This is a genomic window from Bradyrhizobium archetypum, from assembly GCF_013114835.1.
GTDB classification, from domain to species: Bacteria; Pseudomonadota; Alphaproteobacteria; order Rhizobiales; family Xanthobacteraceae; genus Bradyrhizobium; species Bradyrhizobium archetypum.
Map to the genome: position 1 here is coordinate 15,630 of NZ_JAAVLW010000003.1, position 21,276 is coordinate 36,905.

General features: G+C 63.2%; 17 protein-coding genes, 1 tRNA gene and 1 pseudogene. 10 read left to right on the forward strand and 9 right to left on the reverse strand.

Translation table 11 applies throughout. The features are described from left to right. Positions 1-14: 14 nt before the first annotated feature. Positions 15-1,712: a methyl-accepting chemotaxis protein gene (locus HCN50_RS08740; RefSeq protein WP_171709250.1), complete on the forward strand. Its 1,698-nt coding sequence runs from the start codon at positions 15-17 to the stop codon at positions 1,710-1,712. A gap of 96 nt (positions 1,713-1,808) precedes the next feature. Here the strand turns inward: HCN50_RS08740 and HCN50_RS08745 are convergent, their stop codons facing one another. After that, entirely contained in the window at positions 1,809-2,909 is a 1,101-nt protein-coding gene (locus tag HCN50_RS08745) for a transporter (protein ID WP_376700280.1), read from the reverse strand. Between the two features lie 371 nt (positions 2,910-3,280). Between HCN50_RS08745 and HCN50_RS08750 the strand changes: the two genes are divergently transcribed. Further along, complete coding sequence (locus tag HCN50_RS08750; protein WP_171709252.1) at positions 3,281-3,772, forward strand: copper chaperone PCu(A)C; 492 nt, start codon at positions 3,281-3,283, stop codon at positions 3,770-3,772. Between the two features lie 562 nt (positions 3,773-4,334). After that, entirely contained in the window at positions 4,335-4,559 is a 225-nt protein-coding gene (locus tag HCN50_RS08755) for a hypothetical protein (RefSeq protein WP_171709253.1), read from the forward strand. Positions 4,560-4,688: 129 nt separating this feature from the next. Here the strand turns inward: HCN50_RS08755 and fabA are convergent. Further along, positions 4,689-5,214, reverse strand: a pseudogene (gene fabA / locus HCN50_RS08760) (bifunctional 3-hydroxydecanoyl-ACP dehydratase/trans-2-decenoyl-ACP isomerase). Positions 5,215-5,497: 283 nt separating this feature from the next. On the opposite strand from fabA, the gene HCN50_RS34450 reads away from it, so the two are divergent. Together HCN50_RS34450 and HCN50_RS08770 are read left to right on the forward strand one after the other, a co-directional pair. Continuing rightward, positions 5,498-6,070: a GYD domain-containing protein gene (locus HCN50_RS34450; protein WP_311967626.1), complete on the forward strand. Its 573-nt coding sequence runs from the start codon at positions 5,498-5,500 to the stop codon at positions 6,068-6,070. A gap of 470 nt (positions 6,071-6,540) precedes the next feature. Beyond that, on the forward strand, positions 6,541-7,641 hold the full coding sequence (locus HCN50_RS08770; RefSeq protein ID WP_171709254.1) for an endonuclease/exonuclease/phosphatase family protein: 1,101 nt from the start codon (positions 6,541-6,543) through the stop codon (positions 7,639-7,641). Positions 7,642-7,909: 268 nt separating this feature from the next. On the opposite strand, the gene HCN50_RS34220 is transcribed toward HCN50_RS08770, so the two are convergent. Next, on the reverse strand, positions 7,910-8,500 hold the full coding sequence (locus HCN50_RS34220) for a LysR family transcriptional regulator (protein ID WP_171709255.1): 591 nt from the start codon (positions 8,498-8,500) through the stop codon (positions 7,910-7,912). A 153-nt stretch (positions 8,501-8,653) separates the two neighbouring features. Here HCN50_RS34220 and HCN50_RS08780 point away from each other — a divergent pair, with 153 nt between their 5' ends. Further along, the gene (locus HCN50_RS08780; RefSeq protein ID WP_171709957.1) at positions 8,654-9,886 is read left to right on the forward strand and encodes an MFS transporter; all 1,233 of its coding nucleotides are present in this window, start codon (positions 8,654-8,656) and stop codon (positions 9,884-9,886) included. Between the two features lie 117 nt (positions 9,887-10,003). Here HCN50_RS08780 and HCN50_RS08785 read toward each other — a convergent pair whose 3' ends face one another. Continuing rightward, positions 10,004-10,255 (reverse strand): hypothetical protein, encoded by a 252-nt coding sequence (locus HCN50_RS08785; RefSeq protein WP_171709256.1) that lies wholly within the window; start codon positions 10,253-10,255, stop codon positions 10,004-10,006. 68 nt (positions 10,256-10,323) lie between these two features. Between HCN50_RS08785 and HCN50_RS08790 the strand changes: the two genes are divergently transcribed. Beyond that, entirely contained in the window at positions 10,324-10,905 is a 582-nt protein-coding gene (locus HCN50_RS08790; protein ID WP_171709257.1) for a DUF3592 domain-containing protein, read from the forward strand. 250 nt (positions 10,906-11,155) lie between these two features. Here the strand turns inward: HCN50_RS08790 and HCN50_RS08795 are convergent, their stop codons facing one another. Both HCN50_RS08795 and HCN50_RS08800 read right to left on the reverse strand, forming a co-directional pair. After that, positions 11,156-11,515 carry a VOC family protein gene (locus tag HCN50_RS08795; protein WP_171709258.1) on the reverse strand — a complete coding sequence of 120 codons (360 nt, stop codon included), beginning with the start codon at positions 11,513-11,515 and terminating at the stop codon, positions 11,156-11,158. Between the two features lie 242 nt (positions 11,516-11,757). After that, positions 11,758-11,834: transfer RNA gene (locus HCN50_RS08800), tRNA-Arg, on the reverse strand. Positions 11,835-12,000: 166 nt separating this feature from the next. Between HCN50_RS08800 and HCN50_RS08805 the strand changes: the two genes are divergently transcribed. Beyond that, positions 12,001-12,477, forward strand: coding sequence for a universal stress protein (locus HCN50_RS08805; RefSeq protein WP_171709259.1), 477 nt, complete (start codon positions 12,001-12,003; stop codon positions 12,475-12,477). Between the two features lie 9 nt (positions 12,478-12,486). Here HCN50_RS08805 and HCN50_RS08810 read toward each other — a convergent pair whose 3' ends face one another. Continuing rightward, complete coding sequence (locus tag HCN50_RS08810; RefSeq protein WP_171709260.1) at positions 12,487-12,894, reverse strand: YccF domain-containing protein; 408 nt, start codon at positions 12,892-12,894, stop codon at positions 12,487-12,489. Positions 12,895-13,038: 144 nt separating this feature from the next. Here HCN50_RS08810 and HCN50_RS08815 point away from each other — a divergent pair, with 144 nt between their 5' ends. Next, complete coding sequence (locus HCN50_RS08815; RefSeq protein WP_171709261.1) at positions 13,039-14,118, forward strand: LLM class flavin-dependent oxidoreductase; 1,080 nt, start codon at positions 13,039-13,041, stop codon at positions 14,116-14,118. Between the two features lie 150 nt (positions 14,119-14,268). After that, positions 14,269-16,203: a patatin-like phospholipase family protein gene (locus HCN50_RS08820; protein WP_171709262.1), complete on the forward strand. Its 1,935-nt coding sequence runs from the start codon at positions 14,269-14,271 to the stop codon at positions 16,201-16,203. Here HCN50_RS08820 and HCN50_RS08825 read toward each other — a convergent pair. Then, positions 16,119-19,226 carry an EAL domain-containing protein gene (locus HCN50_RS08825; RefSeq protein WP_376700272.1) on the reverse strand — a complete coding sequence of 1,036 codons (3,108 nt, stop codon included), beginning with the start codon at positions 19,224-19,226 and terminating at the stop codon, positions 16,119-16,121. The two genes, HCN50_RS08820 and HCN50_RS08825, sit on opposite strands and share 85 nt — an antisense overlap. Before the next feature lie 142 nt (positions 19,227-19,368). Then, positions 19,369-21,141, reverse strand: a complete 1,773-nt coding sequence (locus HCN50_RS08830; RefSeq protein ID WP_171709264.1) for a putative bifunctional diguanylate cyclase/phosphodiesterase — start codon at positions 21,139-21,141, stop codon at positions 19,369-19,371. Positions 21,142-21,276: the final 135 nt, after the last annotated feature.

Below are 21,276 nucleotides of genomic sequence, written 5' to 3' on the forward strand. Positions count from 1 at the left end.
GGAAGGGAAGCGGCATGCGTAACCTCACCGTCTATCAGCGTTTTGCGATGATCATTGCGGCGCTGACGATCGTGCTATTTGCCGTTTCCGCCCTGCAGATCCTGGTGCTGCGCGATTCAGTACTGGAGGAGCGCCGGACCACGGTCCGGGATCTGGTCGAGGCCGCGACAAAGATTCTCGCCCACTATGAAGGTGAGGCCAAGGCCGGCCGGATCGGGCCGGACCAGGCGCGCCAGATGGCCTTTGCCTCGATCAGCGCCATGCGCTGGGGCGAATATTCCGACTATATCGGCGTCTACGGCACCGGAAGCGCCGACGCCGGTGTCACCTATGTGCATGCCAATCCGAAATACATCAACGTCAACCGCTGGGACTTCAAGGACAAGAGCGGCAAGCTGTTGATCCAGGACATCGTGCGGACCGCGCGCGCCGGCGGCGGTTTTGTCGAATACCTGGCGCCCCGGTCGGCCGGTGGCGCCGAGCTGCGCAAGATCTCCTATGTCGGGTCCTTCGGTTCGGGCGACAAGCTTCTGGCGCTTCAGGCGGGCGCCTATGTCGACGATATCGACGCCGTGGTGTTTCGCCGGATGATCTGGGCCGGCATCGCCGGCCTCGCGGGCCTGGCCCTCGCGGCATTCGTTGCGTTCTGGCTCGGCCGCGGCCTGGTCGGCCCGCTCAACCGAACCTGCGCGGCGATGGACGAACTGGCCAAGGGCAATCTTGCGGCCGAGATTCCGTTCGTCGACCGGACCAACGAGATCGGCCGGATCGCGCGCAGCCTTCAGGTCTTCAGGGATCACCTGGTCGAGACGACGCAGCTTCGCACCGAGCAGGAAGCGATGAAGGCGCGCTCCACCGAGGAGCGGCAAGCGGTTCTGTCCCGCATCGCCGACGAATTCGAGCGCAGCATCGGTGGCGTGATCCGGGGCACGGCCACCGCCGCCGACGAGCTGCAGAATTCCGCTTCATCGATGTCCACGATCGCGGTTGGGACGACGGATCAAAGCGCCAAGGTGGCGGCCGCCGCCGAACAGACCGCATCGAACGTTCAGACCGTTGCGGCGTCGGCTGAGGAGTTGTCGTCCTCGATCCAGGAAATTGCCCGGCAGGTCACCCAGTCATCGTCGATTGCCCAGAGCGCGGTCGGGCAGGCCAACCGGACCGAGGCCATGGTCGGACGCCTGGTCGAGGCTTCGCAAAAGATCGGCGAGGTCATGGCGCTGATCCAAACCATCGCGGGACAGACGAACCTGTTGGCCTTGAACGCAACCATCGAGGCGGCGCGGGCCGGCGAGGCCGGCCGGGGCTTCGCCGTCGTCGCCAACGAGGTCAAGGCGCTGTCGTCGCAAACCGCCAAGGCGACCGACGAAATCACCAGCCAGATCCAGGAAATTCGCGAGGCGACCGGCTCGACCGTCGCGGCAGTCCGCGAGATCGGCACCACGATCGGGCAGATGAACGAAATCACCGGTTCGATCGCCGCCGCGGTCGAGGAGCAGGGCGCCGCGACCAAGGAAATTGCCCGCAGCGTTCAGCAGGCGGCGCAGGGCGCGCAAGAGGTCATGCAAAACATCGCGGGCGTTCGCGAAGCCTCGAGCCAGGTCGACGCTTCCGCAACCCTCGTCCTGAATGCCGCCGCCCAGCTCACCTCGCAATCCGAGCAGCTCGAGACCGAGACTGGAAAATTCCTCGGCAACATCCGCGCGGCCTGATTTAAGCTTCCTGGCCATAGCCGGGCATAGCCGAGCGGAAGCGACGCCGTCCTTCGACGGCTATGCCCCGCCATGACGGACAATGGCGGCCCGCGATTAATTCAACCGTGCGCCGATCCCCGTGAGCACGCGGTAATCCGGCTTCGACTGAACTCCGTTGTGCTGGTTGATAACAGGCACACCGAAGGACACGAAGCCCGAGAAGCGATCGACGCCGACGCGCACGCCGGGCGAGAGATAGACGGTGGTGCCGCCCGAATTCGGATCGGCAATGCCGGCGATGCGCTGCTTGTCGTGCCATTCACCATTGAGCTCGAGAACGAGGTCGAGCGTATAGGGCGTTTTCTTCATGTCGCTGTGGTCGTGATTGGCATGATAGAGACAATGCTCCTGCAACTGGTTGCGCGGCTGCATGCAGTATTCGTGCAGCTCCACCTCTTTCGCGGAGCCGGTGGGGCCGACCAGGCGGTATGACACCGCGGTGCCGAACAGGAAGCGATCGCCGAGATTGGTGTTCTGCGTGCCGGTGCTGATCAGGTAATAGAGGCCGCTCACGTCGAACGACCAGCGGCCCGTGCGCTTGGTGAAGGCGGCGCCGAACAGGCCGTCCCACGAGCCCGAGCCCGGCTGAAACTCGGCCTGGAAAAGCTGGCCGGCGGCGTCGCGCTGGCTGGTGCTGCCGGTCGGCGTCTTGAAACCGAACAGCACGGCAGCCGACGTGCCGGTCTGCGCGTTGTTGTGGAAGCGATATTGCCCGAGCATGGTCACGTCGCCGAAACCAGCCGAGTTGCCGCGGCGGTTGATGCCATCGGGGCTCATCAGGCTCGTCATGTCGCTCGGATTCATCATGCCCATATGGCCGCCGCTCAGCATGTCCTCTGCTGGCTCACGGATGTCGGAACGGCGGACGCCGGCCGCGCGAACCGCGAGGGTCAGATCGTTGGTGATGCCGTAGGCGACCGAAAGCGAGACGCTGTCGATTGAACGGAGCGAATGCGCGTGCGTGCCGCGGTTCGCGGCAGCGAGCAGGTCGGCATCGCTGAGCTGGCCCAGCCGGATGAATTCGTAGCGGATCGAGGCGGCAATCAGCCCCTCGGAAAGCGTGTCGGCGGAGATGGTGTTGATAGGGCCGCCACTGCCGGTATTGCCGCCGCCGCCGGGATGATGCGCTTCGGCGGGAGCCGCGAGAAAGAGCATCACGGATGAAAAGAAACCGGCCGCGGGCCGTCTAAGATACGCACACACTTACGCCCCCTGTACTCACTGTGTGGTGATTAGCCATCACAATCGGGCGCGAGATTGACTGGATCGTGCGAGAAGCGCGGCTTGCGCGCGACGGAAGCGAAGCGGAAAAACGAAACCGCCGTCGCGAGCGCGGCATCTGTGCGGCTGTCGCGTGTCGGGCGAACGGCGAAACAAGCGCAGCGCGCTTGCGCGGTTGTACGACCGATTTTGTTCGCGTCGCGACCAGTTGCCGCAATGAGGTCCGGCAGCGGTCGTATTCGCGTCCGATTGTTTCTCTACATGCCGTTCTGTCCAGCGTAAGCATGAGTACCGGAGCGGACAGCATGACAACCATATTTAGAACCTTCGTCGTATCTATTGCAGCGGCCGCCTTTGCCGCGACGGGCGCCGCGGCGCACGAATACAAGGTCGGCGCACTCGATATCGGTCATCCCTGGTCGCGCCCGACCCCGAAGGAGGCCAACATCGCCGGCGGCTATCTCACCATCACCAACAAGGGAAAGACTGCGGATCGCCTGATCGGCGGCACGTCGCCGGTTGCGAGCCAGATCGAGGTGCACGAGATCGTTGATGTCGACGGCATGGCCAAAACGCGCCCGCTCGCCAACGGCATCGAAATCAAGCCCGGCAAGATCGTGGAGCTCAAGCCCGGCGCGCTTCGCATCGTGCTGCTCGGCCTCAAGGAACCGCTGCAGGTTGGCCAGAAGATCAAGGGCACGCTGGTGTTCGAAAAGGCCGGACCCGTCGACATCATCTACAACGTCGAGGAAAATCCGGGAGCCGCGGTCAGCGGTATCGCCCACAAGCACCATTAGAGCGATTGCACTTCCTCGCCGGCGAGGAGCTGACTGGAAGGGGATTCAACCGGCGCGCCGCCGCCAGCGGCGGCCGCTCTTCGCATTCGTCATTTTTCATTGGGGACGGTAATCGGTGTCCATCTCGAGCCAAACGTCGCTCGTTACCCCTGGCAAGCCACAACCATCGCCGCGAGCAAGGTCAGTCGCCTTGCAGTCCGTCGCCGCGGTCCTGTCGGCATCGCTTCTCGGAATTGGATTGGCTTACTGTGCCTGCACGTTGCTGATTACTGCCGTCGCACATGACAGGAGCAGCTCATCCGTTCTCTCGACGGGTGGTCGTGCGCTGGATGTCATCTGTTCAAGCCGCGCTTCTTCAGCTCTGCCGCGGACAACGCGTGCGGATGAATGACGCGGTGGCGTTCGCGACATTTTGAGTTCCGGCCGCGGGCCGCCTCCGTCCGATGAGTGGCCGCCGTCAACCGTCCGGAAACCACGCGCACGCTCTCCCAACCGCGCTAACCAATCGAAAATCGTTCTGCCGCAAGTTCGTCGTCGGGAAAAGAAATGGGGAGATCCAGACATGAACGGCCTGGCCATCATGGAAAACGTGCGCCGATACCGCACCGTCGCATCCTTGTACCGTCAAACCGCGGCCTTCCGGCCGCTGCGTAGCGATTCCCTTTTGGCGCAAGCCAGGGAATGGGAGTACCGCGCCGTCGCCGAACTGGAAGCCTATTTTGGGGCTTTCTGCCAGGCGGCTTCCGGCAACGCGCCGTCGCACACCGCTGGCTGCGCCATGAACTGACGGCGAGTGCTCCGGAAGCGGCAGCGCTCTGAATTAACGAAATTGCGGGCGGCGCGGGTAAGATCTACCTTCGCCGTTTCCAGATGAGCAACTCGAATCGATCAAGCGAGCTTGGTTAACAAAGATTTGTCAGCTCGCGGACACGATTAATCCTACTCTCAAATCCTTCGCAAGATAGACGCAGTGGTCGTCGGCAAAGACACGGCCATTCGCAATTGCAACCGCCAATCTGCCGCGCCTGACTTGGCGCATGCTAACCTCGTACCGCACGCGCCTTGTGTCCGGCGTGACGCCGCCTCGCAAACTGACTGCGCCAACGCCGACCGCGCGTCCTTTGCCCGGCGAGCCCGACCAGCCCGGCCAGTAGCCGATGACACACATGGCGTCGAGACGGAGGCAGCGCGGCATGACCGGATCACCGGCAAAGTAGCAGTCGAAGAATCAAAGGCTCGGCGTGATATCGAGCTCGCCGACGACATGCCCTTGCCGAATTCGCCGCCGTCCACGCTGATCCGACGATACGGTCCATCATCAGCATGGGCGGCGCCGGCGACTGCGCATTGCCCGGGCCAAAATAGCCGCCGTCGCTTGATTTGAGCAGCTCTTCCCTGCTGTAGGACGACTGCGGAACGTGAAAGTCGCGGGGATCGGTCACGGCTGTATCAACTTCGATGTCTGGCGGGTAGCTGAATGGCGGGCGGTCTCGTGGCAGCCCTAGCCGCCCAGACGATCCGGCCGATAACCTGCCACGGACTACGACCTTGCGCTACGCCTCATGGGCGGCCGTCTTCCCGATTTCGCGAGCAACAGCGCGCTGCTCAAGTCGCTTTCGATGTCATGCTTGACGCGACAAACATTCCGATATTGTCGAGCGTAGCATCGGCAGCGCCGAGAATGCCGGCGCTGGAGGGAAACACATCCAGCATGCCGTCCCAAACGTGGACCTCGATGCCATCAATGCCTTCTGCATAGCGCAGCGAATCGTCGAGCAATATTTCGGCGTCGCCGACATGGACAAGTATCGGCGGCAAGTCAAAGTTCGGGGACGTCTATCGCCGCTACTGCGCGCGGGTACGGCGCTGGCTGTAGCGCTTGCCGCCAGGACATGGTGCCGGGAAGCCCATGCTCGCCGGTCCCGCTGCGCAGAACGCCATGGCATCGGCCGTCGGAAGGCGTATAATTGGGTGGTCCTTCGCGCAATTGATCGACATCACGTGGAGGTGGCCATGAAATATGTGCTGCTTGGTAACCTGAGCCCGGAGTGGGCAAGCAAGCAATCGGAGCGGATCGGCAAGGCCAAGGCAAAACTCGACAAGCTGGGCATCAAGGTCGAGTCGATCCACTACACGCAGGGCTACTACGATTTCGTCGACATCGTCGATGCCCCGAATGAGCAGGCGATGCTCGCGTTCTCCGTCTGGTACGCGACGCAAGGTCTCGGACGGGTCCAAAGCATGCCGGCCTTCGACGCCGAGAGCTTCGAAGCCGCGGTCAAAGACGCGACGGGCTAAGCGCCGCGGCGCGGCGCATGGCTTGGCTGCCGTGTCTACTTCGCTTGTGCGAGCTTGGTGCGGCATTCTCCCCCGGGGCGCGGTGGCGCTTCGCCGGACCAATAGAGGCGCGACCTCCCATCGCGAGAAGATGCGTGCGGGCTTGCGAATATTGATTCCCCGAGAAAGTCTGGCTCATCGGGCTCCCAAGTTCCACGTGCGATTTCGGCGACTCCCGCTGATCGATCATCTCGCCGCTAAGCCGCCGCCGGCAGGCTGAGACGGGCCGTGGCAGATGGAGCATAAGCAGGCGGGTGTCTGCCGCCGCGCGCTCGATTTCGACCGCTAAATGTAAGGTTGTTCACAATACCGGGTACATCCGCGTGCTAGCATCGGATGGTCGCCAACCCGCGGCGGTGCGCGCAGGGGCTGGCGCCCCGGGTTCCAGCCAGAGCTGCCGGGGGGAACGGGCGCTTGGTCCAGGAGGCGGCATGAGCTTGCGCATTGCGACGTTCAACGTTGAAAATCTGTTCACCCGCCCGCTCGCCATGGACCACGATCAGGCTCCGGGCGGACAGGCCGCGATCGACGATCATGCGGAGCTCAATCGCATCATCAGCAAGACGGTTTACGATGCGTCCGACAAGGCGCGGCTGATTGCGCTCGATGAGGTTTACGGGTTCAGCGCGCTCAATCCGCCGCAAAATTCGCTGGTGCAGTTGAACAAGGTTCGCGGCCACCTGTATTCGCGGTCGCGGGCCGGTGTCGTGACCGTGGTGGCCAACGGGCGCGCCGACTGGACAGGCTGGTTCTTCCTGCTATCGACCGACATAACCTGGGAAGCGACGTTCAACACTGGCCGCGTGATCGCCGAAGTCAACGCGGACATCCAGGTCTGCATTGAGGTCGAGAACCGGCCCACCTTGGTGCGCTTCAACGAGCAGGTGCTCGGCGCCAAATTCAGCAGGGCCTATCCGCATGTCATGGTGCTCGACGGCAATGACGAGCGCGGCATCGACGTGGGCATCATGAGCCGCTTCCCGATCCATTCGATCAGGAGCCACGTCGACGACCGCAACGGCAACGGCGAGCGCACGTTCTCGCGGGATTGTCCGGAATACCTGATCGAGCTGCCCGGCGGCGGCGAGTTGCTGGTCCTGCCAAACCATTTCAAATCCAAGCGGGGCGGCAATTCACCTTCCGTGCAGGCGCGCCGGAAGGCTCAGGCCGATCGCGCCCACGCCATTGCCAAGGACGCCCTGGCTGCGACGCCACTCGTTCTGATTGCCGGCGACCTGAACGATACGCCTAACACGCCGTTGTTTACGTCGCTCTGGCAGGACGGATTTGTCGATGTCAGCGACCATCCGTCCTATCCCACCGACCGGCCAGGCACCTTCGATACCGGGACCGCCGCCAACAAGATCGACTACCTGATTATGTCGTCCGGGTTGCGAGAAAAGCTGACTGGCACCGGCATCGAGCGCCGGGGTTCATACCATCCGCACACCTGGGTGCCCTTCGACACCGTGACGAAGCCGGCTGATGAAGCATCCGATCATCATCTGGTTTGGGGCGACTATTCGATCTAGCCGAGGGGCGGCTTGCCGACTCGATCGGGAAGGAAGTGACACGCCACGGCCGACGAAGATGGGCACTGCTGCTTCGCCGTGGCGCTATGATGCCGTGGTCTGCTGCACGATCCAATCGGTAACGTTCCGAGCATCAGCGATTTTGTGCTACGCCGTGGTGCCAGCGCATGCTTCCGCTTGGCTCACGCGACCCGGCGCCGCGTTCAGGCGGAAAAGAAAGGCTTGGATGGTCTGACGGCTGAGCTTGCAGCTCGATGACCGGTGGCGCCTAGCTTGTGGAAGCGGGCTCAAGCTCGACATGGCCAAGCAGGCATGAACGCAGGGTTTCGATCTCGGGACAATCCGCCGTGCCAAGCGGGCCGATCAGAAAACCACCCTCCAAAGGCTCGCACCTGTAACCTGGATACCGCCGCAACCTTTCGGCGATCACGACATCGACCTTACCCTCGAGCAGCTCGTCGAGACCCGCGGGCTGGCTGAGGCGAATGGCTACCTGTGGCTGCGTCTGACGGAACTGCGCCAGGCGCGTCCGCAATCCATCTACGTCGAAACCCGCATGTACCCCGATATGCAGCAGACTTGTGACGCCGTCAGGTCTGAGTTCGGCAGTGGCGTCGGCGAGGCAGCGAAACGCCTGACGTACCCGCGCCAGATAGGTTTCCCCGGCAGACGTCAGGATCACCTGCCGCGTGCGCCGCTCAAATAGTTGCACCCCTAGCCGCTCTTCCAGCAGGCGGACCTGCTGGCTGACGGCGCCGGCAGTGACGTGCAGTTCGTGGGCGGCCTGCTTGAAGCTGAGATGGCGGGCGGCGGCCTCAAAGGCGCGCAGGGCATTGAGTGGCGGCAGCAGATACGTCATGGCGACCCCGGACTATCCGATAGGGCCGCAGGGTGCATGAGTTTCGCTCGTTCTACAAAAGAGAAATCCTGCTTTGTCGCAGGTGAGGGCGGGCCGTACCTATGGCCGACTTGGACGCAAGCCTCGAGGAAGCCTGCCATCGTGCCGCCTGAAATGCCGTCGATCGAGACTTCATATTCCTGGACCCGCCTCGTCGTCTCCATCACCCTCAGCACACTGGGCTGCGTGGGCATGTGGTCTCTCGTCGTGGCGCTGCCGGCAGTGCAAGCCGATTTCAACTCGCCTCGCGCCGACGCGACGCTGCCCTACACGCTCACGACCATTGGCTTCATGATCGGCGGCATCATTGTCGGCCGACTAGCGGATCGATTCGGCATCTTGCCGCCTCTCGCTACGGGCACCATCCTGATGAGTCTCGGCTACATCCTCACTGCGTCCGCTCCGAGCCTGCCCGTCTTCGCGGTTGTCTCCGGCGTCACGATCGGCCTCGGCGGCGCAGCGAGCTTTGCGCCCTTGGTGGCCGACGCCTCGCTGTGGTTCGACAGGCACCGCGGGCTCGCCATTTCCCTGGCCACCGCCGGCAGCTCCCTTGCCGGCGTGGTCTGGCCACCAATCCTCCAACACTTCATCACTGTGGTCGGCTGGCGGCAGACCCATATCGGCATCGGCCTGTTCTGCCTGGCGACGATGCTGCCGCTCTCGCTGGTTCTGCTGCGGCGGCCCGTGTTGCACAAGGCTACGCGCGAAGCGGCGAGCACCGGCAGTACCTACCAGGCCACAGGCTTGGCTCCGGGCGTTACCCAAGGTCTGCTGGCCTTCGCCGGCCTGTGCTGCTGCGTCGCCATGTCGATGCCGCAGGTCCATCTGGTCGCCCACTGCGGCGATCTGGGATACGGCCCTGCGCGCGGCGCCGAGATGCTGGCGGTCATGCTCGGCTTTGGTGTGGCGAGCCGTCTGATCTTCGGCTGGGTGTTGAACCTTATTGGCGGGCTGCCGACCTTGCTGCTGGGCTCGGCGATGCAGGCCGTCTCACTCGCGCTTTATCTGCCGTTCAACGGGTTGGTCTCGCTCTACGTCATTTCCGCCATTTTCGGCTTGGCGCAGGGTGGCATCATCCCGAGTTATGCGGTGATCATTCGCGAGCTGTTCCCGGCGCAAGAGGCCGGTCTTCGCGTCAGCCTCGCCATCTCGGTCACTCTCGCTGGCATGGCGCTAGGCGGCTGGTTGGCCGGTGCAATCTACGACTGGACCGGTTCCTATACAGCGGCGCTGGTCAATGGCATCGCCTGGAACATCATGAACATGGCGATCGCAGCCTGGCTGCTACACCGGCGCACTCTGCAGAGGCGATTGGCGGCATGTCGACAAGAGGTGTTATCGGCTTGACGTGAAGCCTGCGCGTCAACCGGCAAGATCGTGCAGCATCGCAGGATTGGCGCACCACGGCCGATCCGGCCGGATAGTCGGCGACGGACTGCGATCTTGCGCTACGCCTCATGGTGTCTACGCGAGACCATGATGGCCGTCCGCTGACGCGTAGGCGTCCTGCATGGCAGGAATTTCATTACCGTCGTTCGCAACGCCTATGGCATATTTGCCGCGCGAGGCTATGCGTTTGAGGGAAGAGGGGCGAAGATGCAGCACGGCACGGAAGGGGCAATCCGTGGGCTCGGATACGCGGCACTCAATAGCATAACGCTGCGCGAAGGCTGGCTTCTCGCGCGAAACCGCGAGCAAGGCACCGTCGTCATCCACCTGGCGCAACTCGATGCGCCCGCGGACTTCGTAGCTCCCGGCCAACTTCGTTTGTGAGAGGATCGTCAGTGGCGCGCAAGGCCGGAAAGAAAACGCCGAACCGGGGCGGCATGGCCTTCGGGCGCAACCTGATGGTGCTGGGTGCTCTCCCGCTCGGGCTCGGAGCCTATTGTGCAATCATGGGTACGCTGACGCTCAATTGGCCGCGCGCGACCGCCGCCATCGCCAGTGCCGAAACGGTGCGGCAGACGGTCAATGCCGAGAACCGCGGCGCGGGCGGAGGACAGGAAGGCTGGAATACGTTCCGCGTGCTCTATACCTACCGCGTCGGCGAGCACGATTACGTCGCGGGCGGCGTCGAGCCTTATGACCTTGGCATGCAGAACTCGGCGAGCGCGGGTAACATGCGGGTGCTGCACCCGCCCGGCAGCCGCGCTGAGATCGTCTACGATCCGCGCAACCCCGAGATTGCCTATCTGAAGCCGGGGCCGAGTTCGGCGGCGCTGGCCTTCACCGCCATCGGGCTCATCATCTTCCTGTCCGGTTTCTGGGTGCGCCGCAAGGCGGCTGACGGCCTTGGCGCGATGAACGCGGAAGGCGCGACCGAGCGGATCGAACGCGCCCAGAAGCAAGGCACCAGGCTCCCCTGACGCGGTTCGCTCCGGCCCTTCGCATGCGTGCGGCGAAACCAAATTGGGGCCTCGGCAAGCCCAAGTGCTGCTGTCGACGACGCGATGCGGCGCTTGCGTGCCAATCAGCGACAATGCCGCGCAAAATCGTAAACTGGCGCGCCACGGTCGATCAAGATGGGCACTACTGCTTCTCCGTGGCGCTACGATAAGGCGGCCCGCCGCACGCTCCAAACGACTAGTCTGCGAGAGCATACGATGAAGCTGGACGCTAGGCGGTCCCGAACATGACCTTGCGCCCATCTGGATCAACTACAGTCAGCACGACATCGTCGACGGACCAGGGCGAAATGCCAAGCCCGTCCAGGTGGGCGCGAAACATCCTTTGATCTTCAATTTTGAAGTAAATGTGCGTCAGGTTGGAGCCTGCCAAAGGCGGATATGTGTACTTGGCGAACGCCTTGGCATCATGGATCGCAAATTGCACTCCGTTCCGCTCGAGCCGCCAGTAAATGTATTCGCCCTTCATTCCCACGGTCTCCAATGGGAGTAAGGCCACGTCTTTATAAAATCTGGCCGTTGCCTCTGGATGTTCGCTGGTCAGGAAGATCCCTCGAAATGTCGGCTCCATGTACTCTCCTGCGTACTCTCCTGTGCGGGCCCATTTCCGCAGTATAATGGCTTCAGACGCTCGACACAGCCCAGTGTGTGGAGCAACTGCCCGTAGTTGCGATGTCCGCTCGTGATGCTGGTTCGCCATAGCGTTGCTGGCCTCGAAGAACGGCGAGGCAACCGGCAGTAACTCAGTGCGGCTGTCGGCGGCTTGATGCGGCGCTTGCGCGCGGCAGGATGTGAAGTCGCAGCATCGCAAACTGGCGCACCCGACACGATTCGAACGTGTGACCTTTGCCTTCGGAGGGCAACGCTCTATCCAGCTGAGCTACGGGTGCTTCGCCGCTCCATTTAGCCGATTGGCCGGGCGGGGGCAACCGGCCGTTGCCCGGGTCGTGAGACGAAGGTGACACGACGCAGGCCGCGTTTCCGGTGCAAAATTCCGATCCGTTCCTGCCAATTGGTGGTAGTCTTGGCGCGTTGAACCATGGATGGGGACGTCCGATGTATAAGAAGGTTCTTCTCGCCTATGACGGTTCGGTCGAAGGGCGGCGCGCGTTGCGGGAGGGCGCAAAGCTCGCACAGCTCTGCCGTTCCGAGGTGTTTCTGCTCGCCGTTGTCGAAGTTTCCTCGATCATGACGCCCGAGGCCGGGCTGACGATCCCGATCGAGCTGCAGACCGAGGATTACAAGGCCATCCTGAACGAAGGCACCGAGCGGCTGAAGGCGCTGGGCTTTTCGCCGACGGCGAGGCTCGAGGTCGGCGATGCCGGGCAGAAAATCGCCGAAGTCGCCGAGGAAATCGGCGCGCATCTCGTTGTTGTCGGGCACCGCCCGCAGGGGGCGCTGGCGCGCTGGTTCGGCTCGATCGGCAGCTATCTCGTCAAGCGTCTGCGCTGCAGCGTGCTGGTGGCCCAGACCGAGATCAGCGACGCTGAGTTCGAGCGGCTGAAGCCTGCGGAAATCGCGGCCTCGGGATAGACTGCGAGCTCAATTCGCGGGAACGATGATCTTGCCGATCGGCCACAGCGCGATGCCGGCGAGCTTCAGGTGTGCCCAGGCAAAGGGAATGCCGATGATGGTCACGGCCAGCACAACGGCCGTGACGACGTGCCCGAGCGCCAGCCACCATCCCGCCAGCACCAGCCAGATGATGTTGCCGATCACCCCGAGTGGCCCGGTGCCGATATCATCCTGGCCCGTATAGAAGTCGCGCGATACGGCCCTGAAGCCGAACGGGAACAAGGTGTAGGCCGCGATATTGAATGCGGCCCGCGCCCAGGGAATTCCGACGATTGTGATCGCCATGACGATCGACGCGATCAGCCAGCCAAACGCCATCCACGCGCCGCCGAGAACGACCCAGATCACGTTGAGGATCAGTGAGACCGGCGACATGGCTGCTATCCCTATATTGACGCAATCCTGCTGAAGCTGTGGTGCGGGTGGACCCGATTGCCCCAGGCCCGGCAGACGCTAGACTGATTCCCACGACGATCAAGCAACAAGCGCGCCAAAGAATGCGTCAAGGGAGAAACGCCCATGCGTCCACTCGAATTCGGCTGGTATCTGCCCACGCATGGCGACACCACGGCGTACGGCCTGATGGAGGCGCAGATTCCTAGCTCGTCTGAACTGTGCGACCGCGTGGTGCAGGCGGCGGAACAGGCCGGTTTCGAATATCTCCTGATCCCGGTCGGCTCGGTGTGCTGGGAGGCCTGGATCACGGGCGCGTTCATGGCGGCGCGTTCGTCGTCGATCAAGCCGCTGATTGCGGCGCGGCCCGGCTATATCAACCCGGTGTTGCTGGCGAAGATGATCTCGACCTTCGACCAGATGTCGGGCGGGCGCATCTGCATCAATTTGATCGCCGGGCAGAACGAGAGCGAGGTCGAAGGCGAGGGCGTGCGTTACCCGAAGGAAGCTCGCTATGAACTGATGGAAGAGGAGGTCTCGATCCTGAAGGCGCTGTGGACCACGCGCGGGCCGGTAAATTTTGACGGAAAATTTCACAAACTGTCGGGCGCGCATATCCGGCCGCGGCCGCGCCAGCAGCCGTTCCCAAAATTCTATCTCGGCGGCGGCTCGCGCAAGGCCTGGGAATTGTCGGCGAAGCATTCCGACGTGCATCTGTTCTGGGGCGACCTGCCGGAAAAGATTGCTTCCAATATCGCCGAGATCAGGCAGATGGCGCGCGACCATAGCCGCGAAAACGACATCGGCTTCGGCATGCGGCTGCAGGTGATCTGCCGCGAGAACGAGGCGGATGCCTGGGAGGCCGCCAATCAATTGGTGCGGCACGCGACCGAGCGGCAGAAGCAGGAAATGAAGACGCTTTATAACCGCTCGGAAGCGAACCTGCGGGTGCAGCAGCTCGCCCGCGAGCATGGCGATCTCCTTCTCCCCCATTTGTGGACCGGCATCACCAAGGTCCGCCCGGGCGCCGGTATCGCCGTCGTCGGCGATCCCGCCCAGTGCGCCGAGACGCTGCAGCTTTTCATCGACGCCGGCTGCCATTCCTTCTGCCTGTCCGGCTATCTGCATGACGAGGAGGCCGAGCGCTTCGGCCGGCTGATCCGGCCTATCCTGGCCGAGAACAATCGCGGCCGGTGGGCGGCGTAGAACAGTAGCTGCGGTTATGCTGCAGTGCATCCGCTGGGGCTGTTCGACTTCGGGCATGTTGCTGCGGTGCGCTCGCGGGTCTTCATATCGCTCGCGGCGCCGTGCGCCCGGCGCTAAAGTCGGGCCGCGAATTCAACTGGGTACCGCCAAATGAATGGGTCGAGTTCGGTACTTGCGTGGAGCTCCGCCCTGGAGGACTTCGCGCTGTTTCGAACGCTCAGTTCCGAACAGCGGCTCAAGGCCCTCAACGCCATGGTCCGCCAGGATCTGGTGCGCGGCCAGATGCTGGTCGCGCAAGGCGGGCCGTCGGACTCGCTTTTCCTGGTGCTGCACGGTGCGCTGGCGGTGCGCAAGACCGGCTATCTCGAGCCGATCGCCGAGCTTCGCGCCGGCGAACTGGTCGGCGAGATCGGCTTCTTTGCCAATGTCCCGCGCACGGCTGACGTGATCGCCATCCGCGACACCAGCGTGCTGGCGTTGACGCGGCCGGCCTACCAGAAGCTCGTCGCGGAAGCCCCTGCGATCATCGAGGCGCTGCTCGCGGCGCTGGCGCAGCGCTTCGCCAGGGAGACCGCGCGCATCGCACCGTTCCGCACCTCGCCGAAGGCGCGAACGGTGGCGCTGATCGGTGGCGGCGTGGAGCCGCTGCCGGAAACTTTCAATCGCCGGATGCGCGAGGGGCTGGCCGTGACCCATGCCGAGATCGTCGACGCCGCCCGTCTGCAGGCGATGTTTCCGGGACGCGCGCTCGATTCGCATGAAGTCACGGAATGGCTCAACAAGCTCGAACACGCCGCGCCGCTGGTGATTTATCTCGGCGGCCATGAGACGTCGCCCTGGGCGCGCAAGGCGATCCGTCAGGCCGACATGGTCGTGTTCGCCTGCCGCGGCGAGGCGCCTGCCGCCGCATTGACGGAAATCGAGGCCTTTGCCTGCGAGGTGCATGCGATTTCGGCCAGGCGCCTGGTCCGCATCCATGACCGGCGCAGCGCCGCGGTATCTGGCACCGCAGCCTGGCTTGCGCGGCTGCCGGCCTTCATGCATCACCATGTCGCCCTTGAAGACCAGGTCGATATCGACAGCCTGATCCGCTTCATGTGTGGCCGGGCGGTCGGCTTCGTCGCTGCCGGCGGCGGCAGCTTCGGGACCGCCCATGTCGGCATCTACAAGGCGTTTCGCGAACGCGGCGTGATGTTCGATATTTTTGTCGGCACCAGCGTCGGCTCCGCCATGGTGGCCGGCTTTGCCAAAAATCTCGAAGCCGAACATCTCGAGCAGGGCACGCACGAGATCTTCGTTAAAAGCAGAAGCTTCCGGCGGCCGACCTGGCCGCGCTATTCCCTGCTCGATCACAAGGCGTTCGACCGCGCGCTTGCGCAACAATACGGTGCGGACTGCCGGATCGAGGATTGCTGGCGGCCGTTCGCGGCCGTTGCCACCAACCTTTCGACCCACAATCTCGAATTGATCCGCACGGGACCGCTGTGGCAGGCGGTGCGGGCGTCGAGCGCGATTCCCGGGCTGTTGCCGCCGTTCTACACGGCGGAGGGCGCGATGCTGGTCGATGGATGCCTCATCGACAATGTGCCGCTGGCGTCGATGCACCAGCTCAAGAGCGGCCCCAATCTGGTGGTGCATTTCGGCGAGCCAGCCGCCGAGATGTTCGATGTCGACTATGCGTCGCTACCGGGACGGTTTGAGCTGATCGCCGCCATGCTGACGCCGTTCCGCAAAAAGCTGTTGCCGGCGGCGCCAAGCGCGGTGAACGTCTTGTGGCGAAGCCTGGTTGCGCATCAGCGCTACGATACGCTGCCGGTCGGTCCGTTCGATACGGTGATGCGGCCGCCGCTTCCGCCCGATATCGATGTGACGGATTTCGATCGCCACACCGAAATCTTCGAAGCGTCCTATGCCTGGGCCAAAGAGGCCATCGCGGCGCTGGAGTCGGGTGGCAGTTCGGCGATCGCAGCCATACTCGACGCCGCCGCGCTGGAACGGCGTCAGGCCACCGCCGTCTCGGTCTCCACTCGCGCGCCCAGCAGCCGCCTGGCCTCAGCGGCCGGCTTGGGCGCGCTGAACAGATAGCCCTGCATCTGGGTGCAGCCGAGCTGGCGCAGCATCTCGCGTTGCTGCACGGTCTCGACGCCTTCCGCGGTCGTGGTCATGTTTCGGGCGGCCGCGATGTTCACCACCGCCTGCACGATCGCTGCAGAGCCATCGATCTCGATGTCGCTGACGAAGCAGCGGTCGATCTTGATCTTGTCGAACGGGAATCGCTTCAGGTAGCTCAACGAGGAGAAGCCGGTGCCGAAATCGTCGAGCGCGATGCGCACGCCGATGGCGCGAAGCTGGTGCAGGATCGCCAGCGCGCTTTCATCGTCATGGATCAGCACCGCCTCGGTGATTTCGATCTCGAGCCGGTCGGGCGGCAGGCCGGAGGCGGCCAGCGCGCCGGTGATCCGCAGCGCCAGCGTCGGCGACTTCAACTGGATCGGAGAGACGTTGACGGCAAGCCTGACGCGGGACGGCCAGCCGGCCGCTTCCGTGCAGGCGGTCTGCATGACCCAGTCGCCGATCTCGTTGATCAGGCCGGTGTCCTCGGCGACGGGAATGAATTCCGCGGGCGACACCATGCCGCGTTCAGGATGACGCCAGCGCAGCAGCGCCTCGCAACCCGTCACCTCGCCGCTCGAAAGATCAAGCAGCGGCTGGTAGTGGATATCGAAGCTGCCGGCGGTCAGCGCCTGCCGAAGATCCTGCTCCATGGCGAGCCGCGCCTGGGCGCGGGCGTCCATGGCCGGCTCGAAGAAACGGTGGGTGCGGCGCCCCTCGGCCTTGGCGGCATACATCGCGAGATCGGCATGCTTGATCAGTTGGTCGAGCTCGGTGCCGTCCTCGGGCGCGAGCGCGATGCCGATGCTGGCGTCGGTCGAGAGCTGATGGCCCAGGCATTGATAGGGGTGGCGTATCGCCTCGTAAATGCGGGCGACGAATTCCTCGACCTCGGCACGGCCGCGGATCGCGGTCTGGATCACCGCAAATTCATCGCCGCCGAGGCGGGCGATGAGATCGCCCGGCTTGATGCAGTCTTTCAGGCAGGCCGCGACTGCCTTCAAGAGTTCATCGCCGACATGGTGCCCGAGCGAATCATTGATGCCCTTGAATTCGTCGATATCGATATAGAGCAGCGCGAACTGCTGGCCGCGTATCGCCTTGCGAAGCTCGCGATCGATCTGCTCGCGGAACAGCACCCGGTTCGGAAGGTCAGTCAGCGCGTCGTAATGCGCCAGATGGGCGATCTTCTCGTTGGCGAGTCGGCGCTCGGTGACGTCGTCGACGACGTTGATGATGTAGCGTGCCTGTCCCGCCGCATTGCGGATTCCGAGCCGTTTGGAGGTGATGAAGCGCGGGCCCATCGCTTGGCTTTCCCAGACATGCTCGTCCTTGAACAGGCCGTCGGGGGATTGCAGCGTCTTTTCCTCATCGGCGGCGATGATCTCGGCGGCTTCCTTTGGAAAGATGTCGGCGGCTGTCCTGCCTACGATCAGGTCGCGCGAAATGCCGAACTGGGTTTCCGCCACGCGGTTGACCAAGAGATAGCGCCGGTCGTGCACGTCCTTCACGGTGATCTGCGAAGGGATGTGATCGATGATCTGGCTCAGGAAAGCGTAATTGCGGTCGCGCTCCTGTTCGAGGTTGCGCCGTTCGGTGATATCTTCCATGGTGGCGACCCAACCGCCATCCACCAGCGGCTTTCTCACGGTCAAGAATGTGCGCCCGTCGGCGCACTGGGTGACGCTGTGGCCGGCCTCGCCACGCGCGATGTTCTGCACGACCGAATGACAGAACTCATCGATGTCGCCGTCGAACGAGCCGCGATCCTTGCGATGCTGCATCAGCTCGCGAAGATGGCAGCCGGGCTTGACCACGTCGGCGGACAGATTGTGCATGTCGATGTAACGCTGGTTAAAGGTGACGAGGCGAGCCGAGGCGTCAAACGTCGCCAGGCCCTGGATCATGTTGTTCAGGGCGGTATCAAGCCGGCCCCGCTCGGTTTCCAGCCGCTGCTGCGCTTCGCGGCTCTGCCTTGTGATCTGCCGGATGATCAGGAACAGGATCAAGGCGACCACCGCCGCCGACAGCGTCGCCGCGACGACGAGGAATCTGGTCTGCTCGCGCCAGTCGGCGAGCGCGGCGTCAACTGTGTTGGTCGCGACCACAACGCCCGAGTAATGTGTGAGCGGCGCCGCAGATCCCAGCCTGTCCATCTGGTCGATCGGACTTTGCACGCGCAGCGTCTGTGATCCGCCGCTTTCGCGCACGCGCTGCAGCAGCGGCGCTGTCGAGAAATTCTGACCGATCAGCGCCTCGACACGCGGATAGCGCGCCAGCAGGGTGCCGTCGGCATGAAACATCGAGATGGCGGCGCCACTTCCGAGTGCGACCGAAGCGAAGAATTTTTCATAGTTGGCCGGGTTGATCCGCCGCGTCATCACGCCGAGGAACACGCCGTCCTCGCCGCGCAGTCGATGGGCGATGACCGAGTTCAGGTTGCCGGTGAGATAGCTGCGAACCGACTCGGCCAGAACCGAGGGTGATCGCGCGTCGAACTTGAAACTGTTGAAATAGGCCCGCTCGGAAATATTGAGCCTGGGCGCCGGCAGCGGCCGCGACCAGTTGATCATGTCGCCGTTGGAATCGAAGATCGAGATATCGCCGAGATAGGACAGCACGCCTGCCTTGGAGCGCAGGATCTCGTGTGCTTCAGAGCTTGCGACGCGGTCGCGAAATTCCTTCTCCGAGGCGAGGCCGGAGATTTGCAGCCGGGAGATCACGTCGTCGGCGAGCGTGTCGGAGTCTTCAAACTGCTGGTCGAAGTGCCGAGCGAGCAGGAGAACCGTGTTTTCCAGCTCGCGTTCGCTGTTGCGGAGCGCGCGCTCACGGAATTCGCCGGCCATCATCATGGTGCCGACAAAAATCGCGGCGACCAGCAGGCCACCGCAAATGGTCAGCCAAAGCACCGGGCCCCGGACCGTCGCGGCAAGGCGTCGCCCGGTGGCTGCGGCTCGGGCCTTCATGTCATGCAGGAGGTGAAACAGACCGCGCATTCTCCCTTCTCCCGGGAACATGCATACGATGCGCCGATGTCATAAGCCGTTAGGAAATCCGGTTACCTAAGGCTTAATCGCGTCCCTCGCGGTCACGGACAAAGCGGTATTCTGCTGCTTTTGCCGTTGTGGCGCGTCGCCTTTAGCGGCGATACCCGCCGCTGCGCGCGTAGGCAGGTCGGGCTTCCGGCGTCGGGCGGCTGCCGAGGCCGGCGCGGGCCTCGCTGGCCCGCGGGGCCGCCAGCTTCAGATCTTCGAGGAAAATCGGCTTCGAGAAGTAATAGCCCTGGGCGTAGCGGATCTTGGTCGCGGCCTGCAGATAGGCCAATTCCTCGAAGCTCTCGAGCCCCTCGGCGATCACGGTCATGCCGAGCGCTTCGCTTAAAGATTCGATTGCCCGCAGGATGCCCTGGCTCCGGGGGCGCTTATGAATGTCGGTGATGAAGGAGCGGTCGATCTTGATCTCGTCGGCGGTAATGTCGGCCAGTGCAGACAGCGACGAATAGCCGATGCCGAAATCGTCGATCGAGATCCTGACGCCGAGCTTGCGGAAGATCGGCAGGATCTCGTCCTGGAAGTGCGTCTTGGTAACGAAAGCGTCCTCCGTCACCTCGATCATGAAGCGCTTCGGAAAGCCGGTGGCCTCGATCGCCTCGGCGAACGGCCGCATGAATTCGGGATTGCCGGCCTGTTTGGCCGCGACGTTCATGCTGATCGTGGTGTCGGGGCCGAAGCTGTCGTTGATCAGGTCGATCGATTTGACGATCTCGGCCAGCACCAGGTGCGTCAGTTCGTCGATCAGGCCGAGTTCAGTGGCGAGGTTGATGAAGGTGCTCGGGGCTTGAATCACCCCATCGTCGTCGCGCAGGCGCACCAGCGCCTCGACGCCCGTGACCGCCTGGGTCCGGATATCGACCTTCGGCTGGAAGGCGCAGCAAAAGCGCTTTTCCAGGATAGCCAGGCGCAGCGATTGCTCGATCTTCATGCGCGCCAGCGCCTCGCGCTCCATGCTGGCGTCGAAAAACGCCGCGGCGCCCTTGCTGCCGTTCTTCACGCGGTACATCGCGATGTCGGCGTTCTGGCGCAGCATCTCGTAGCTGCGCCCGTGTTCGGGATAGAGGCTGATGCCGACCGAGGTCGAGGCAAAGATCTCGGATTGGTCGATGAAGAACGGCGCTTTCAGGCGCTGCAGGAGGAAGTGGATGAACTCTTCGACCTCGGCGACGCTTTCGATCGGGTTGAGCAGCAGCACGAACTCATCGCCACTGATCCGTGACAGGATGTCGGAGTCGCGCAGGTCCAGTCCGAGCCGTTTGGCCATCTCCGCCAGCAACGCGTCGCCGGCCGCGTGCCCGTAGTAGTCGTTGATGTGCTTGAAATTGTCGATGTCGAGAAACGCCAGCGCAAACCGGCCCTGTCCGTTATCGTATTTCAGCAGACTGTTGACGCGATGCTCGATTACGCGCCGCGCCGGCAGGCCGGTCAATTCGTCGTAATAGGCGGAGCGGAACAGGTGGTCCTCGAACGCCTTCTGCTCGGTGATGTCGGTGGAACTCGAGATCAGGAAATTGCGCCCGGCGACCCGGATCGGCCGATGCGAGGTGAGAAACACCTGTTTGGTCGGGCCGGCAATGGCTTCTTCCAGCATGGCCGGGCGACCGGTGCGCAGCAGCTCGAGACAGGTTTCGCGGCGGTCGCTCAGTTGCGAAGCTGCCGGCGCCGTGGCGGACGTCTGCAACAGGGCCGCCGCGGCATCGTTCACCAGCACGAACTCCCCGTCTTCGTCCTGAACCGTCACGCCAGCCGGAAGCAGCTTGAAGACATCGCGCAGGATGCTCAATTCGGAATCAAATGTGCTTTCATCGCTGGCCTGCGTCGCGGCCGCCTGAAAGTCTTTCTTGTAGGGACTATGCATGCCAAGGAACTTGGCAAAGTCCCTTGTAGCATTGGTTAAGTGGAACTGCGAAAAACCGGGACAACCCTAGAAGTCGCAGATTTCCAATCGTATTGGCTGGATCGTCATTAACAGAATGTCAACGTGATGCGAGAC

What these genes read in the sequence shown, in the direction of transcription:
- HCN50_RS08825 (WP_376700272.1), bottom strand. Translation starts at nt 19,226, where the DNA reads ATGCGCGGTCTGTTTCACCTCCTGCATGACATGAAGGCCCGAGCCGCA.
- HCN50_RS08740 (WP_171709250.1), top strand. Translation starts at nt 15, where the DNA reads ATGCGTAACCTCACCGTCTATCAGCGTTTTGCGATGATCATTGCGGCG.
- HCN50_RS08810 (WP_171709260.1), bottom strand. Translation starts at nt 12,894, where the DNA reads ATGTCGCCGGTCTCACTGATCCTCAACGTGATCTGGGTCGTTCTCGGC.
- HCN50_RS08815 (WP_171709261.1), top strand. Translation starts at nt 13,039, where the DNA reads ATGCGTCCACTCGAATTCGGCTGGTATCTGCCCACGCATGGCGACACC.
- HCN50_RS08805 (WP_171709259.1), top strand. Translation starts at nt 12,001, where the DNA reads ATGTATAAGAAGGTTCTTCTCGCCTATGACGGTTCGGTCGAAGGGCGG.
- HCN50_RS08830 (WP_171709264.1), bottom strand. Translation starts at nt 21,141, where the DNA reads ATGCATAGTCCCTACAAGAAAGACTTTCAGGCGGCCGCGACGCAGGCC.
- HCN50_RS08795 (WP_171709258.1), bottom strand. Translation starts at nt 11,515, where the DNA reads ATGGAGCCGACATTTCGAGGGATCTTCCTGACCAGCGAACATCCAGAG.
- HCN50_RS08780 (WP_171709957.1), top strand. Translation starts at nt 8,654, where the DNA reads ATGCCGTCGATCGAGACTTCATATTCCTGGACCCGCCTCGTCGTCTCC.
- HCN50_RS08755 (WP_171709253.1), top strand. Translation starts at nt 4,335, where the DNA reads ATGAACGGCCTGGCCATCATGGAAAACGTGCGCCGATACCGCACCGTC.
- HCN50_RS08745 (WP_376700280.1), bottom strand. Translation starts at nt 2,909, where the DNA reads ATGCTCTTTCTCGCGGCTCCCGCCGAAGCGCATCATCCCGGCGGCGGC.
- HCN50_RS08820 (WP_171709262.1), top strand. Translation starts at nt 14,269, where the DNA reads ATGAATGGGTCGAGTTCGGTACTTGCGTGGAGCTCCGCCCTGGAGGAC.
- HCN50_RS34220 (WP_171709255.1), bottom strand. Translation starts at nt 8,500, where the DNA reads ATGACGTATCTGCTGCCGCCACTCAATGCCCTGCGCGCCTTTGAGGCC.
- HCN50_RS08770 (WP_171709254.1), top strand. Translation starts at nt 6,541, where the DNA reads ATGAGCTTGCGCATTGCGACGTTCAACGTTGAAAATCTGTTCACCCGC.
- HCN50_RS08750 (WP_171709252.1), top strand. Translation starts at nt 3,281, where the DNA reads ATGACAACCATATTTAGAACCTTCGTCGTATCTATTGCAGCGGCCGCC.